The organism is Streptomyces sp. WAC00040, assembly GCF_056835925.1.
The window spans coordinates 1,179,628-1,194,365 of sequence record NZ_JAKQZE010000002.1 but is presented as its reverse complement, the minus strand read 5'-3'; the positions used below and the strand labels follow the sequence as shown (position 1 = coordinate 1,194,365).

Annotated in this window: 10 protein-coding genes and 1 pseudogene; 4 read left to right on the top strand and 7 right to left on the bottom strand. The window is 70.3% G+C overall.

Features of this window, described 5'->3' with window-relative positions:
- Nucleotides 1-4: 4 nt before the first annotated feature.
- Both MDN94_RS24925 and MDN94_RS24920 read right to left on the bottom strand, forming a co-directional pair.
- Nucleotides 5-769, bottom strand: a complete 765-nt coding sequence (locus tag MDN94_RS24925) for an MFS transporter (protein WP_482728236.1) — start codon at nt 767-769, stop codon at nt 5-7.
- Between the two features lie 14 nt (nt 770-783).
- Nucleotides 784-1,035: pseudogene (locus tag MDN94_RS24920) on the bottom strand (transcriptional regulator); the annotation flags it as partial.
- Nucleotides 1,036-1,158: 123 nt separating this feature from the next.
- On the opposite strand from MDN94_RS24920, the gene MDN94_RS24915 reads away from it, so the two are divergent.
- The gene (locus MDN94_RS24915) at nt 1,159-2,667 is read left to right on the top strand and encodes a DUF6056 family protein (protein ID WP_482728078.1); all 1,509 of its coding nucleotides are present in this window, start codon (nt 1,159-1,161) and stop codon (nt 2,665-2,667) included.
- On the opposite strand, the gene MDN94_RS24910 is transcribed toward MDN94_RS24915, so the two are convergent.
- Nucleotides 2,642-3,619: a glycosyltransferase family 2 protein gene (locus MDN94_RS24910; RefSeq protein WP_482728077.1), complete on the bottom strand. Its 978-nt coding sequence runs from the start codon at nt 3,617-3,619 to the stop codon at nt 2,642-2,644. The genes MDN94_RS24915 and MDN94_RS24910 overlap by 26 nt on opposite strands.
- Nucleotides 3,620-3,815: 196 nt before the next feature.
- Nucleotides 3,816-4,760 carry a lytic polysaccharide monooxygenase auxiliary activity family 9 protein gene (locus tag MDN94_RS24905; protein ID WP_482728076.1) on the bottom strand — a complete coding sequence of 315 codons (945 nt, stop codon included), beginning with the start codon at nt 4,758-4,760 and terminating at the stop codon, nt 3,816-3,818.
- A gap of 294 nt (nt 4,761-5,054) precedes the next feature.
- Here MDN94_RS24905 and MDN94_RS24900 point away from each other — a divergent pair, with 294 nt between their 5' ends.
- On the top strand, nt 5,055-6,941 hold the full coding sequence (locus MDN94_RS24900) for a SpoIIE family protein phosphatase (RefSeq protein WP_482728075.1): 1,887 nt from the start codon (nt 5,055-5,057) through the stop codon (nt 6,939-6,941).
- Between the two features lie 67 nt (nt 6,942-7,008).
- Here the strand turns inward: MDN94_RS24900 and MDN94_RS24895 are convergent, their stop codons facing one another.
- Both MDN94_RS24895 and MDN94_RS24890 read right to left on the bottom strand, forming a co-directional pair.
- Entirely contained in the window at nt 7,009-9,825 is a 2,817-nt protein-coding gene (locus MDN94_RS24895; protein WP_482728074.1) for a SpoIIE family protein phosphatase, read from the bottom strand.
- Between the two features lie 473 nt (nt 9,826-10,298).
- On the bottom strand, nt 10,299-11,474 hold the full coding sequence (locus tag MDN94_RS24890; RefSeq protein WP_482728073.1) for a low temperature requirement protein A: 1,176 nt from the start codon (nt 11,472-11,474) through the stop codon (nt 10,299-10,301).
- Between the two features lie 431 nt (nt 11,475-11,905).
- Between MDN94_RS24890 and MDN94_RS24885 the strand changes: the two genes are divergently transcribed.
- Nucleotides 11,906-12,370 carry a group II truncated hemoglobin gene (locus MDN94_RS24885; RefSeq protein WP_482728072.1) on the top strand — a complete coding sequence of 155 codons (465 nt, stop codon included), beginning with the start codon at nt 11,906-11,908 and terminating at the stop codon, nt 12,368-12,370.
- Nucleotides 12,371-12,391: 21 nt separating this feature from the next.
- On the opposite strand, the gene MDN94_RS24880 is transcribed toward MDN94_RS24885, so the two are convergent.
- Nucleotides 12,392-13,423 (bottom strand): endonuclease/exonuclease/phosphatase family protein, encoded by a 1,032-nt coding sequence (locus MDN94_RS24880; protein ID WP_482728071.1) that lies wholly within the window; start codon nt 13,421-13,423, stop codon nt 12,392-12,394.
- A 106-nt stretch (nt 13,424-13,529) separates the two neighbouring features.
- On the opposite strand from MDN94_RS24880, the gene dnaN reads away from it, so the two are divergent.
- Entirely contained in the window at nt 13,530-14,663 is a 1,134-nt protein-coding gene (gene dnaN, locus MDN94_RS24875; protein WP_482728070.1) for a DNA polymerase III subunit beta, read from the top strand.
- Nucleotides 14,664-14,738 lie beyond the last annotated feature (75 nt).

Here is a 14,738-nt window from a genome sequence, read left to right as displayed (position 1 = left end):
GGCGTCACAACAAGTCACGTGCACTCTCCTGGGCGGGATCCCTGGATGCCGGGTGGTCTGGGCCGCCGGCCGGGGCGGCGGCACGCAGCACCGCTTCGACCCGGCGGTTGCTGGTCATGGATGCCGTGACGGCCGTCATCGCCAGGAGGACGGCGGCGGCGTAGAGCGGGGTGCGGATGTCGTAGGCGGTGGCCAGCCAGCCGCCGAGGAAAGCCCCGATGAGGGCGGCGCACATGGCCAGCATGCGGGAGGTGGAGGCGACCCGGCATGAGGTGGGCGCCCGCCCGAGCGCGAGCAGCGCACTGCCCGCAGGCGGCCCCGCGAAGCCGGACATGGCGGTCTGGGCGCCGCGCAAGCGGGAGTTGGCGCGCTCCAGGAGTGCGGGGTCTCGGCCGAGTAGATCCGGCAGATAGGCCGTGGCGGCCGTATCGAAGAAGAGTCCGCCGAGGCCGAGCAGGAAGGCGACGGCCGCGAGCAGCGGAATGCTCAGCACGTCGAGCACGGCCGCTGCCGCCGGTGTCGCGAGCAGCACCGCACGCGCCGCGTCCATGACCCACATCGTGCGCCGGCGGTCCCAGCGGTCCACCAGCGCACCGCCGAGCACCCCGAAGAGCAGCCACGGCAGCGTCCCGGCGGCCGTAACGACGGCGAGCGCCATCGGATCCCGCGTCAACGTCAACGCGAGCAGCGGCAGCGCGGCATGCGACACCCCGTCACCGAGCGAGGAGATCGTCTGCGCGGTCCACAGCCGTCCGAACCCGATCGGCAACTTCCGTACCGAGGTCACTTGGTGCCCCCCTCGGCCTGCTCGCGCGGTGCCGGGTGGAACAGTGCGAAGACCAGTGACGCGTCCGGCAGCGACGGATCGGACAGCTCCCGGTACTCGTCCGCCAGAGCCTGCAACCGCGCCCCCAGCTGCGCGAACTGCTCCTCGGTGAGCCGCAGATGCGCCATCCGTACGTGCCGCTCGCCATCCACCGGCGACGCCTCCAGATCCGCCACCGCATGCCGCATCAGCACCGCTGGACGTTCCTCCGAGCGTCCACCCGTGCGCGTCACCCGCTTCACGGCCGGCTGCCACTGGATGCTGATGGAACGGTGCACCGGGAATTCGCCTCTTCGGTGCCGGATCAGTGTTTGCGGAAAGGCAGTGGTGATATGGCCGTCGGCGCATCGGGCGTCACCGTCGCGAGTGAAGTGGACGACCACGGCGAGCCGGTGGCGGCGGGGCGGCGTGGTGGTCCGGCGGCGTGGGCCGGGGTCTGGCCGTTCGTCCTGGCGTGTCTGCCACTCGGGCTGTTGGCGGTCGCGTCGTGGTTCGGACGTCATGTGCGGCCCAGCGCCGACGAGTGGTGCTTCCTGCCGGTGGTACGGGACGACGGCATCTCGGGACTGGTCGGCAAGTTCTGGTTCACCGACAACGGGCGGCTGGGCAACGGCCTGCTCGTCGGTCTGTACGCCGAGTTCCCGGTCGCGGGTCACCAGTGGTTCGGATCGGTCAGCGGGCTCGTCATGCTGGTGCTGCTGTGGGCCCTGGTCGTACAGGTGCTGCGCAGGGCCGGGCAGGAGGTGCCGCGCGGTGTGCCGCTGTTCGTCGCGGCGATGGTCTGCGCCGTCTTCCTCTTCGCAACACCCAACACGTACAAGACGTTCTACTGGCCCGCCGCGTCCGTGTCGCACACGGTGGCGCCGGTGCTCGCGTGCGCTTCCGTGCTGCCGCTGCTGTGCTCACGCGGCCGTGCGGGCAGGATCTCCGCGGTGGTGTCGGCCGCGTTCGCCGGCGCGTTCATGGGGACTCTGTCAGAGGAGGCGTCGGTCGTCGCGCTTGTGGTGCTCGCGGGCGTGGTGCTCTTCGCACACCGGATTCTCGCGGAGCCGGTGCGCCGCGTCGCCCGGATCTGGTCGCTGGCGGGCGCGGCCGGTGTCGTGGTCGGGACCCTGCTGCTGTTCTTCTCCCCCGGCTCCCGCAACCGCCGTGAGCGCTACGGCGCCGAGAACGCGTCGATGCTGTCCCCCGACTCGCTGCTGGGTTCGCTGCACGGCTACGCGGAGATCCTCGGGAGGGTATTCGGCACCTGGCAGTATCTGGGCGCGGTGGCCGCCGGAGTGCTGCTGGGGCTGGTGGCGCGGGGCCGGCCCGGCCGGGCCCCGGTGCTGCTGCCGAGGCCGCTGCTGCTGATGGGGCTCGGCGTGGCGGCGTTCCTGGTCGCGGGCTGGCTGTGCACCGTCATCACCTATCCGGTCTTCGGGGAACGGGTGGTGACCACCGAACGGACATGGAACGACTACCTGCTGCTCCTCGTGGGGCTCCTCGTCGTGGCCGGGGCCTTCCTGGGGCGCTCGCTGCTGCCGTACGTACGCAGCCGGCGCTCCGCGGTGCCCGTCGCCGCCGTGGCCGCCGTGTGCGCGGCCACGGTACTGAGTCTGGTGGGCCCGTTGGTCGATCTGGGCCGCGACATGCAGGTGCGGGCGGAGCGTTGGGACCGCCAGGACCGGTATCTGCGCGAGGGAGCGGCACGGGGCGCGAGGGAACTCCCGTACACGCCCACGCCGGTGGCGAGGATGCTGGAGCCGTTCGGTCAACAGGGGCGCAAGGTGTGGCCCGCCCAGTGCGTCGCCGACTACTACCGCCTGGACAAGGTCACTTACTCAGAGCGGCTTCCCTGACAGGCGCGCCGGGCTGCGTGGCGCCGGTCTCCTCGGTCTCCCGTACCACGTAGTGGGGGCGGCGCTTGGTCTCGTGGTAGATGCGGCCCACGTACTCCCCGATGACCCCGAGGGTGGCGAGCTGGATTCCGCCGAGTCCCACTATGGCCGCGATCAGGGTCGCGTAGCCGGGGGTGTCGACGCCGTCCAGGACGACGTTGAGGATGATCCACACCGTGTAGGCGAGCGCGGACAGGAAGAGCCACAGGCCGGTGTGGATCGCCAGGCGCAGCGGGCGGGTGTTGAAGGACAGCAGACCGTCGATGCCGTAGTTGAGCAGCCGCCGGCCGCCCCACTTGGAGCTTCCGGCGGCCCGCTGCACATTGGAGTAGGCGAAGCTGACGGTGTCGAAGCCGATCCAGGAGAAGAGTCCCTTGGAGAAGCGGTTGGACTCGGGCATGCTCAGCACGGCCTCGACGGCCCTGCGGGACAGCAGCCGGAAGTCCCCCGCGCCGTCGAGGACTTCGACGTCCATGAAGCGGCGGACGAGCCGGTAGTAGCCCTGGCTGAGGACCGTCCGAAGCGTGCCTTCGCCGGTGCGGTCGCGGCGGGCGACGACCTGGTCGTAGCCGTGGCGGTGCAGCTCCAGCATGCGGGGCAGGAGGTGGGGCGGGTGCTGAAGGTCGGCGTCCATGAGTACGACGGCGTCCCCGCGGGACATGCGCAGTCCGGCGAGCATCGCGGACTCCTTGCCGAAGTTGCGGCTGAAGGAGGTGTAGCGGACGCGTGGGTCCACGGCGGCGAGTTGCTTGAGGCGCGCTCCGGTCCCGTCGCCGCTGCCGTCGTCGACGTAGCAGATCTCGAATACCGTGCCGGTCGGCTCGAGTGCCGCGACGAGTTCCTGATGGAACAGGTCGAGCACGTCGTCCTCGTTGAAGCACGGCACGACGACCGAAGTGTGGACCGTTGTCATGTCACTCCATGCAGCTGTGGTGCGGGCGGGCTGTGCTTCCCGGTAGGCCCGTTGCATGGAGGGAAGAGGGCCGACGGGCCGCGGAGGTTGCTCTCATGATGGCTCCGGTGCCTGTTCGTCACCCGGAATTGAGCTGTCGGAGGGCGTGCCCCGGCCGGGAAGCCGGTCTCTCTCGCGGTCCTTCGGTGGCGTGTTGTCAGAGACGGTTCCGGCGCCGCAGGACCACCGATCCGCAGATGGAGACGAGGGCGAGGGCGGCGGCTGCCGCACCGAACAGGACCATGGGACGGTCGCCAAAGGCGCTGCCCGCAGGCGCCGGGACGGCCTGGCCGGAGGACGGTGCCGGAGCCGGGGCGCCGGGCGGTGGTTCCCCGGGCGCCTGGGACGGAGCGGGGTCGGCGGGCGGTCCCGGCGTCGCCGGGCCGGAGGTCCGGCCGGCCGGGTCGTAGGGCTGTTGCGCGGGCGGAGTTCCCTGCTGCGTCGCGGCCTGCCCGTCGTCGCCGGGTGTGAGGACTACGTCCGAGCACGAGTAGTACGTGTCGGGAGTGTCCGTGTTCCGCCATACCGTGTAGAGCACATGCCGTCCTGTGTGCTCCGCAGGCAGACGTCCGCTGATCCGGTACGCGCCGTCCGTGAGCGCGGGGTCGGTGGCCGTCGCGAACGGGCGGGGGCCGAGATCGGCCCACCGCAGCGGCGTGGACGGATCGTATCCCTGCCGGGTCAGGTACAGCTCGAAGGTTCCCTCGTGCGGGATGCTGGAGCGGTAGGTGAGAGTGAATGTGCCACCCGCCTTCAGCGGTGTCGCGGGCCAGTCGGTGCGGACGGTGTCCAGGCCGCGGTAGGCGTCGAGGCCCGCGCTGCACAACTGTCCGTCGGGTACGGCCTCCTGGTCCCTGCCCTCGACGCCGGGCAGCCGCAGATCGTCCCAAGCACCGAGCGCCGCTCCCCCGTTCGCGGCGACGGCGGCCCGGCACGCGCCCGACGCGCGCTGTGCTCCGTCGAGTCCGCAGACGGCGGCTCTGCTGACCGGGTCGGTCGGTGTCCCGTGGGCGAGGGCGGGTCCGCCGGCGGCCAGCAGCAGCGGTACGGCGCCGGTCAGTGCGACGGCGACGGCAACAGGGGTACGGCGACGTCCGGTCATCGGCTGCTGACCTCCTCGGGCTCGACGGCTGCCGTGTTGTACGGGCGGGGCGGCGCGGGCGTTCACCGTCGGGGGCGGGCGGGCGGTTACGGGCCGGGCGGCGCGGGACCGGCGCCCCGGCGAACAGAATCCGCACTCGGGGAACCCCGGCGAGAAAGTCCAGTTTCTGCGACAGGATCATCCTTTCAGGTGTCCGGTTGATCGCGTCTCCGCACGGCGGGCATGGTGGTTCTACGCTGATACCTCGTCACATGACTCTCAGAAGACGTCGTTGCCTACAGCGGGGAGTGACCGGTGACAGGGGTCGGATTCCAGTCCTGGCCGAGCGCCGACCAGAGCATCGCAGGGCACACCGCTTCCGTGCTGCCCTCCCCCGCCCGGCGGACGGGTGAGCACGGTGCCCAGGGCACCGGCACCGACCACAAGTCGTCGAACTCTCTGTTCCAGCCGAGCGCCGGCCCGGTCCAGGCTGGGTTCTTCTGCTGGGACGTCGCCACTGGGGAGATCGACTGCGATCCGCCCACCTTCCACCTCCACGGCCTGCCCGAGGACAGCCCCGCTCATCTCGAGACCTTCCTGTCCAGGATCCCGGAATCCGATCTGCCCGAAGTCATCAGTGCGCTGGAGTCGATGGCGGAGGCCGGTGGCAACTACCAGATCGCCTACCGCGTCGCCTCGGGTGAGGGCGGCTGGCGCTCGCTGGAGGCCCGCGGGCGGGTACTCGCTGATGCGGCGGGAGTACCGACAACGATGGTCGGGGTGGTGATGGACACCACGGCCGCTCATGAGCGTCAGGAAGCCGAGAAGCGACGGCTCTGCGAAAGGGCGACCCGCAATCTGCGGGTGCAGCACCTCACCGCCACGTTGGCGGCCGCCGTGACGGTCAAGGACATCATGGCGGCCATGCAGGTGGGGCTGCGGGACTTCGGCGCGAGCGGGCTCGCCGTCGTGGCGTCCCAGCGCGACAAACTGTCCATCGTGACCTCCTGCGGCTATTACGAGGAGGAGTTGGCCGCTCTCTGCGATGCGGACACCGGTGCGGGCTCTCCGTTACAGGACGCCCTTGTACGCCATGCTCCGGTGTTCGTCGCCTCCGTCACCGACCTGGCCGCCGCGTACCCGCAGTCGGCGCAGCAGATCCCGGAAGGTTCTCGCCGGGCATGGGCGGCGATTCCCATGGCGGATTCCCGGGGGCCGACCGGGGTCTGCCTGATGGGGTTTCCTTCGCCCCAGGAGTTCGGCCCCGAAGAGCGGGCACTGCTGGTTGCTCTTGCCGGACTGCTCGCCCAGTCCCTGGAGCGGGCGGGAATGTACGAGTCGCAGCACGCTCTGGCCACGGAACTGCAGCGCGGAATCCTGCCGCCCGGCCCTCCGTCGGCGCCCGGTCTGACGATCGCCGCGCGCTACCAGGCGGCCACGTCGGGCATGTGGATCGGCGGTGACTGGTACGACGCCATCTGCCTTCCCGACGGCGCGGTGGCACTGGTGATCGGAGACGTTCAAGGCCACAGCGTGCATGCTGCCTCGCTGATGGGCAAGCTCCGCACGGCCATTCACGCCTATGCAAGCGAGGGTCACGGTCCGGCGGCCGTTCTGGCACGGACGAATCGCCTGCTGGTCGAGTTCAACCCGGATCCGGACCGGGCGATGCTCGCCACTTGTTGCTACCTGTTGATCCGCCCTGCCGAGGAAACGCTCGAGGCCTGCACCGCAGGCCATCTGGCACCTGCCCTGATCGCTCCGGGTGAGCCACCGCGCCTCCTCGACATCGCCGGTGGCCTCCCGCTCGGTGTCGACCCGCAGGCCCAGTATCCGACCGAGCGGATCCCGATCCGCCCCGGCAGCGTGCTGGCAGTCACCACCGACGGGCTCCTGGAAGCCGCCGGGAAAGACATCGGCGTGGCCATCGAAGCTTTTCTGGCAGGGCTGGCAGGAGCCGCGACGGCCGACCTCCAGGTCCTGGCCGACGAACTCCTTGCCGGGGTCCACCGGGCACCGCGCCGCAACGACGACATCGCCCTCCTGCTGGCCCGCCTCGTCGGCCCCCGGCGCGCCGTCGAACCATCTGCCACAGGAAGGGCCACGCAAACAGAGGCGCCCACCGCGCCTAAGCTGCGGGAAAGTTACGACGAGGCCGACGGTCGGACCGCTGCCACGACGCCCCCGACACTGCGCCGATGACGGCTTCGTACGAGGCAGGAGCCCTCAGCCAAACCTCCGGCTCGAACAGTGAAATCCTGCTGGAGTGCTAGAGGGTGGGATCATCGAACTGCTCGAGGAGAACGTCGGCCGGTGTGCTGACCCTGGTGGTGGACGCGCGGTCGCCAAGTGGTTGTTCGGTCCAGATGACCTTGCCACCGGATGTGTACCGCGTTCCCCATCGCTGAGCGTGCTGGGCCACAAGGAAGAGCCCTCGTCCACCCTCGTCCGTGGTGGCCGCCCGGTGCAGACGCGGCGAGGTGCTGCTGGCGTCCGACACCTCGCAGGTCAAAGAGCGGCCGTGCAGCAGTCGCACCCTGATCGGAGGAGATCCGTACCGGATCGCGTTCGTGACCAACTCGCTGATGATCAGTTCCGTGGTGAACCCGATCTCTTCCTCCCCCCACTCGTGCAACTTCTCCCTGCAGTGTGCCCGCACCGAGGCCACTGCCGCTGGGTCCGGGGGCACGTCCCACTCCGCCACGGCCGGCGGCGGGAACACCCGGGTACGGGCGACCAGCAGCGCGATGTCATCTGAGGGGTGTGTCGGCACCATCGCCTCCACCACCGCCTGACAGGTTTCCTCAGGTGTGCGTTTGCCGGCCTCTTCCAACGCCCGGCGCAACCCCATCAGCCCGACGTCGATGTCGCGGGTTCGGTCCTCCACCAGCCCGTCGGTGTACAGCACCAGTCGTGAGTCCTCGGGCAGTTGCAGTTCACGGGTTTCGAAGGGGTAGCCACCTACTCCGAGCGGGGGCGAGGCCGGCACGTCCGGACAGATCACGGTCCCGTCGGGGTGCACCACTACCAGGTCGGGGTGTCCGGCACGGGCCGCCGTGCACGCTCCTGTTATCGGGTCGTAGATCGCGTACAGGCACGTCGCTCCCGTCACCCCCTGTCCCTCATGGGCTTCCGCCGCCTCGCCGGTGCTCTCCTCGTTGTCCATGCGCACTACCAGGTCGTCCAAGTACCCGAGCGCCTCGTCCACGGGGAGGTCCAGCGCGGAGAGGTTCTGTACCGCGGTGCGCAGCCGACCCATCGTCACCGCCGCGTGCAGGCCGTGACCGACGACATCGCCCATCACCAGCGCCACTCGCCCGCCCGGCAGCGCGATGAGATCGAACCAGTCCCCGCCGACCCCTGACTCCGCCGGCAGATACCGCCAGGCCACCTCCAGTGCATCCTGTTCCGGCTGCCCCCGTGGCAGCAGACTCCGCTGCAGCTTCACCGCCATCGAATGCTCGCGGGTGAACCGTCGCGCATTGTCGACAGCCACCGCCGCCCGCGCGGCCAACTCCTCCGAATAGGACAGGTCCTGCTGCTCGAACGCCGGCGAGTCCCCCGTCCGGTAGAAGTTCGCCACGCCCAGCGGCAGACCCCGCGCCTGCAGGGGTACGGTCACCAGCGAATGCACCCCGTGCTCCAGTGCCTCGCGGGTGCGATCCGGATCGTGCTCCTGCCACTCCCGCGCCTGTCGCAGGTCCGCCTCCAGCACCGCCAGTCCCCGCTCCAACGCGCGCATCTGTGGCGTCGCCGGCGAAAGCTTGATCTTTTCCTCCACCGGGTACAGCGGCAGAATCTGCTGATCGCCGCTGATCGCCGCACGCCGCAGATGCCGCCATTCTTCCGCCGTTGGCTCCTGGCCTTCCAGCACCGCATCCAGCAGATCGACTGTGACGAGGTCGGCGAACCGCGGTACTACTACGTGAGCCAGCTCCTGTGCAGTACTCACCACGTCGAGCTTGGTCCCGATCCGCACTCCCGACTCGTAGAGCAGGTCAAGCCGCTCCCGCGCCGCCTGTGCCCGCCCCGACACTGCCGCCAGTTCCGTTGTGTCCCGCAACGTCACCACGCTGCCCCCTTGGGCCCCCTGCGGGAACGTGGGCCGCTTGTTCACCGCCAGCAACCGGCCCTCCACCAGATGTACCTCGTCCGTGATGGCCTCCGCGGAAGCCAGCATGTGCGTGATCTCCCTGGGCAGGGCCAGCTCCCGTACGAGCCGTCCCTCCGCGTACGTCGACAGGCTCAGCAGCCGCTTCGCCTCGTCGTTGGCCAGCAGCAGGCGTCCGTCGGCATCGGTGATCAGTACCCCTTCCCGTACCGCGTGCAGGACCGCGTCGTGGTGCTCGTACATGCGCGTGATCTCGGCCGCGCCCAGGCCATGGGTCTGCCGCTGCAGCCGCCGGGAGACCAGAGCCGTGCCGGCGGCAGCCACCACCAGCGCGGCGGCGCCGGCACCCAACGTGATCGGCAGCTGCGGCATCCACAGTTTTGCCACGTTCTTGACCGTGATCCCGGCGGACACCAGGCCGACGACCTCGCCGCCGGCATCGGTCACCGGGACCACTGCCTGCACGGCCGTTCCCCGACCCGCCGGCAGAGGCGGTCCGCCCGCCTCCTCGATGGTGGTGCGGCCTTCCAGCGACGGTTGGATGCTGCCGACGAACTTCTTCCCGATCTCTTCCGGGTACGGATAGGTATAGCGAATCCCCTTGGTGTCCATGACGACTATGAAATCCACCCCCGCACTCTTGCGAGCCGCTTCCGCGCGCGGCTGCAGCACCGCCGTCGGGTTTCGGCTGCGCAGCGCTTCAACTACGCCCGGGGCCTGCGCGAACGCCTGGGCCGCGACGACCGACTCCCGACGCCCCTGCTCCAGGGCGTCACGCGCCGCCTGAAGCACCACAGACGTCAGCCCGGCCGCGACCAGCAGCGCGACGATCAGGACTTCCACGAGGAATACCCGCCCGGGGATGCTGCGCGGGTTCAGCAGTGACTCGCGAGGACGATCACGTGGCTGCCCGGCGAACGGATGGCGCGACGGCTTCCCATTCAGCCGGGAAGATCCCTTCGTGACTGGATTCATAGCACCCGCTCCGGTTCGGCGAGATATCACCAGCGTACGCGCGCCCGTCGCCGCATGTGGGCGCGCGATCGGCCGCCAAAAGTCCTGCGCCGCGCCTCCCGTCCAGCCGCCGGGCGACTCCTCGGCCAGTGCCTGTCGGTCCAGTCCGTTGTCGCCGCCTGCGCCTGCGGCACCTACGTGACCGCTGAGCTTCCGACGAGAGCGCGCCGGCTTTCATGCCCGGCGAGCTCGGCATGACAGCCGGGGATCGATCGATCTGTCGCGCAAGCGTCACCTTTCACGCTGTTGACGGGATACCAGACGCCGGCCAGGAGTCGACTCTGCCTCGAGAAGCACCAGGCCCCCACATCGTGTTCCCGGCACAGGGCATCGTCTGTGCCCCGAGCTCCCGCTGCTCGGGGCACAGATCTCATATGTGTGGGTCAAGGGTCGATACAGCTGTCGGGGGCGTGACCGCCGCGGCTGGACGATCCTTAGGCGGACGTACGGAGAGTCACGTCCGCCCTCCGGCTGTACAGGACCGCCCCTGCCGTCACCCCGGCCGCCAGCAGCCCCAAGGCGAGCAGTGCGGGGACCAGGACGACCACCGCGCCCGCGCACAAGCAGCCCAGCCCTCCGATCGCCAGGGCCGCGGACCTGCGGCCGTCGGTGCGCAGCAGGATCGCCGCCGCCGCCAGCAGGAACACGCCCACCCCCCCGGCGAGCGCCCAGGCCACCAGCCCGTGCAGCGGCTCGGACAGGTCGTAGTGCTTGCTGTCGGCGACCTGGTGGAGCGCTTTCTTCATGCCTAGCGCAGTGATTACGACTCCCGCGACGAGCGGCAGGTGCAAGAAGGTGTAGACGTCGCGTGCCAGCCGCGTGCGGGCGTCGCCGTGCAGCGTGGTCAGCCGGTGCTCGGCCCTCTCGCTGATCTGCCGGAAGTACAGGCGCCACAGTCCGGCGACGACCATCACCCCGGCGGCGGCCGCAGCCAGCACCGGCACGGAGAGGGGGAGGCCGGACACGCCCACCCCGATCGCGACGATCGACTCCCCCAGGGCGATGATCACGATCAGGCCGTGCCGCTCGGCAAAGTGCGCGGGCGACGCCACCCGCCAACCCGAGGCCCCCGTGACATAGATGCCGCAGTAGTCGATCAGGACCGCGCCGAGCCAGACCAGAATCTGCGCGACGCCGGTCAGGGTGCTGCCGACCAGAAGCAGCACGAAGGGCGGTGCGATGGACAGCAGCGCGGTCCGGCGCAGTGTGGCATGGAGTGCCTCGTCACCGGGGCTGGAGATCCAGTAGGAGATCAGGTGGAGGAGCCGGACCGCCCCGTAGCAGAGTACGAACACCAGCGGCGCGTACAAGCCGCCGGAGAGGTCCGCGTACACCTCCGGCACGGTCAGTGAGACGACCAGCACGACCACCATCACCGCGACCAGCACGGTGAACATCGCGCCGGAGTCGGCTCGCACCACATTGCCCAACCAGGCGAAGCAACACCAGCACCACCACAGCAGGGCCAGCACCACGGTCGCGCCGAGCAGCCGCAGTGGCGTCGGGTCGGCCGCCATCAGCGCGGTTACCTGTGTAATCGCGTACACGAACACCAAGTCGAAGAACAGCTCGGCGGGCGTCACCCGGTGACTGTCGTCGGTGGCAATCATTCGGGAACGTTCTCTACCTGTCGCCACGGTCTCTCCCCCTCCGCATACGGCGCCCTGTGCGGCCGAACACGCGCGGAACGATACCTATCCGATCCGCGCGTGCACCGTCGTTCGAGGTCAAGCTGCGGACGCCCGCAGCAGGGGGCTCTTGTGCCGCACCAGTCACCGCCGGTACGCCACCTGGCGCATGGCCGCCTCGCGGTGGGCCGCCTCCAGCGCGGCGCGTACACCGACTCGTACAGCTCACGCGCCCGGCCGGTGAGAACGGCAGCAGCCGTACGGCGAGCGGTTCACCGCGCAGCCGGGCGCCGCACCGGGGAGGCGGGGTGCCCTTCCGCCGAAAGCAGAAACGCCTGTGCCGCCCGCCGTGCCGCGGCAATCCTGGGACGGAGCACAACTCCGCAGCATCATTCCGCGAAAGAGGTGTCGTCATGAGCGGGCCCGACGGGCGTCCCGAGACGTTGTACGAGGCCGTGGGCGGCACGCACGCGCTGCGCAGGCTGAGCAACACCTTCTACGAGGCGGTCCTCACCGATCCGCTGCTCGCCCCCGTCTTCGCCGACTTCACCCCCACCCATATCGAGCACGTCGCGGTCTGGCTGGCCGAGGTCTTCGACGGACCTGCCGACTTCACTGCCGCGCTGGGCGGCCACCAGAGGCTGCTCCGGGCGCACCTCGGGCTCTCGATCACGGAGGAGCAGCGGCTGCGCTGGATGGAGCTGATGACAGAAGCGGTGGCGAAGGAACTGCCGGACGACGACGTGCTGCGCCACCGGGTGGTGGAGTACTTCGACTGGGGTACGAAGATCGCCCGCGAGGTCTCGGCCGACCCGGCCGGCACGGACCTCGGCGACCCGGGTCCGACCCCGCGATGGGGCTGGGACGGCGTGCGCTGAGCCGCGGCGGAGCGGGTTCGGTCACAGGGTGATCGTGGCGGCGATCGGCAGGTGGTCGCTGCCGGTGGCGGGCAGCGACCAGACGCGGGTCACCGCCGCCGACCGGGCCAGGATCTGGTCGATCCTGGCGACGGGGAAGGACGCCGGCCAACTGAACGCGAAGCCCGGTCCCGTCACCGTCACTTGTGCCAGGACCGGATCGAGACCACGGTCGTCGACCGTGCCGTTGAGGTCTCCCAGCAGGATCACCCCGGCCTCCCGCTCCGCGGCGAGCGCGGCGCCCAGCAGCCGGGCGCTCTCGTCGCGCGACGCCGAACTGAAGCCGTGCCGCAGACCCAGGCGCACCGAGGGCAGATGGGCGACGTGGACGGCGACGGGGCCCTGCGGGGTCACGGCCGTGGCACGCAGCGCGCGGTTCCATCCCGGTCCGAAACCGCGGGGCTTGATGTCCACCGGCCGTACGTCCTTTAGAGGATGCGCCGACCACAGGCCGACGGTCCCCACCACCACGTGGTACGGCAGGCGCCGCGCCAACTCCTTCTCGTAGGCGGGCAGCGCGGCGGGCGTCACCTCCTCGAGGGCCACGAGGTCCGGGCGTACGCGCAGGAGGGCCCGTGCCGTGCCTGCCGGATCGGTGTTCACGTCGCTGACGTTGTGCTGCACCGCCACGATGCCGGCCTGTTCCCCCGACGAGGGCGGCAGGAGGGGCGCGAAGAGGAACGACCAGGCGGCGACGGGCAGCAGCAGGGCGACGAGCGCGGTGACGGAACGGCGCAGCAGAGCCGCGATCAGCAGCAGGGGGACGGTGAGACCCAGCCATGGGAGAAACGTCTCCAGGAGGCTGCCGATCCTTCCGACGGCGTTGGGCACGGCGGAGTGGAAGGCGAGCAGGCAGGCGACGAGTACGGCGAGGGCGGCCAGGACGCGTCCCCGGCGGAAACGAGAGTGACCGCGGTGGTCCGTACCCCAACTGCCTCTGGACGGCAGTCGGATGCCGAGCCGCTGCGGGAAGGCCCGGCGCCCCGCGGTGCGGTTCTCGTCCGCGTCGTTCATGCCGTTGCTCCGTTTCCCCGTCGGACCGACGATCTTGCCAGCTTCGCGACCGGGCGTTGTCAGTGGCTGCCGCTACGGTCCCCATCACCGAGGAAAGAGGGCCGGCATGGAGTTCCGGATGGAGCGCGAGGCACTGACGGACGCGGTCACGTGGGCGGCGCGGGTGCTGCCGGCGCGGTCCCCCGTGCCCGTGCTGGGCGGGTTGCTGCTCGAGGCACGCGCCGGCGGTCTGCTGCGTATCTCGGGGCTGGACCACGAGGCCTCGGCCCGGATCGAGGTCGAAGCGGACGTCGAGCAGGCCGGACAGGTGCTGGTCATGGGCCGCAGACTGCTGGACATCTGCCGGGTACTGCCGGGTGGGACGGTGCGGTGCGCGGCCGACGGCGGACGTTTCGCGGTGAGCGGCTCCGGCGCCCGCTTCGGCATGTCGTTGCTGCCGTGCGAGGAGCGTCCGTCCCTGCCCGCGCTGCCCGAATTCCGAGGTGCGGTGGACGCGGCGGTGTTCGCCGCCGCCGTGGCGCATGTGGCGGTGGCTGTCGGGCGTGACGATTCGCTGCCCGTGCTGACCGGCATCCGTCTGAGCGTGGACGGGGAGACCATGACGCTCGCCGCGACGGACAGGTACCGGTACGCGGTGCGCACGCTCGGCTGGAAGCCCCTGTCGCCGCGGGCGTCCGCCGATGTCGTGGTGCCTGCGCGGCGGCTCTGCGACATCGCCCGGTCGCTGGACCGGTCGGGCACGGTGCGCATCGCGCTGGACGGCGGCACGATCGGCTTCGACAACGCGGGGATGCGGCTCACCACCCGGCTCCTCGACGGCCGGCTGCCTGGGCACGACAAGCTCTTCGCCCTGCCGGACGGCGCCGTGGCGCTCACGGCCAGGGCGCCGCTGCTCGAGGCGGTGAAGCGGGTTTCGGTGGTCGCGGAGGGCGACAGCCCGCTGCAGTTGTCGTTCTCCGCGGATTCGGTCCGTCTCCACGCCGGCTACGAGGACGACGTCGCCTCCCAGCGGCTGCCCGCCGTCCTGGACGGCGCCCCGGAGATGACCGTGGCGTTCAACCCTTCCTACCTCGCGGACGCCTTGTCGTCGTTCGACACGGACAGCGTGCGGTTCCGCCTGCTGGGGCCCGGTCAACGGGCCCTGCTCAGCGGTGCGTCGGACGTCGGCACGCAGCCGGCCGACGATGCCGGACAGCACTTCCACCAGCATCTGCTGATGTCGGTGAAGTCACCGGCCTGACACCCTGTCACCGCCCGCCAGGGCATGGGTTGATCAAGCGTGCGCAAAGAAAACACATGAACGAACGGGCCGGCC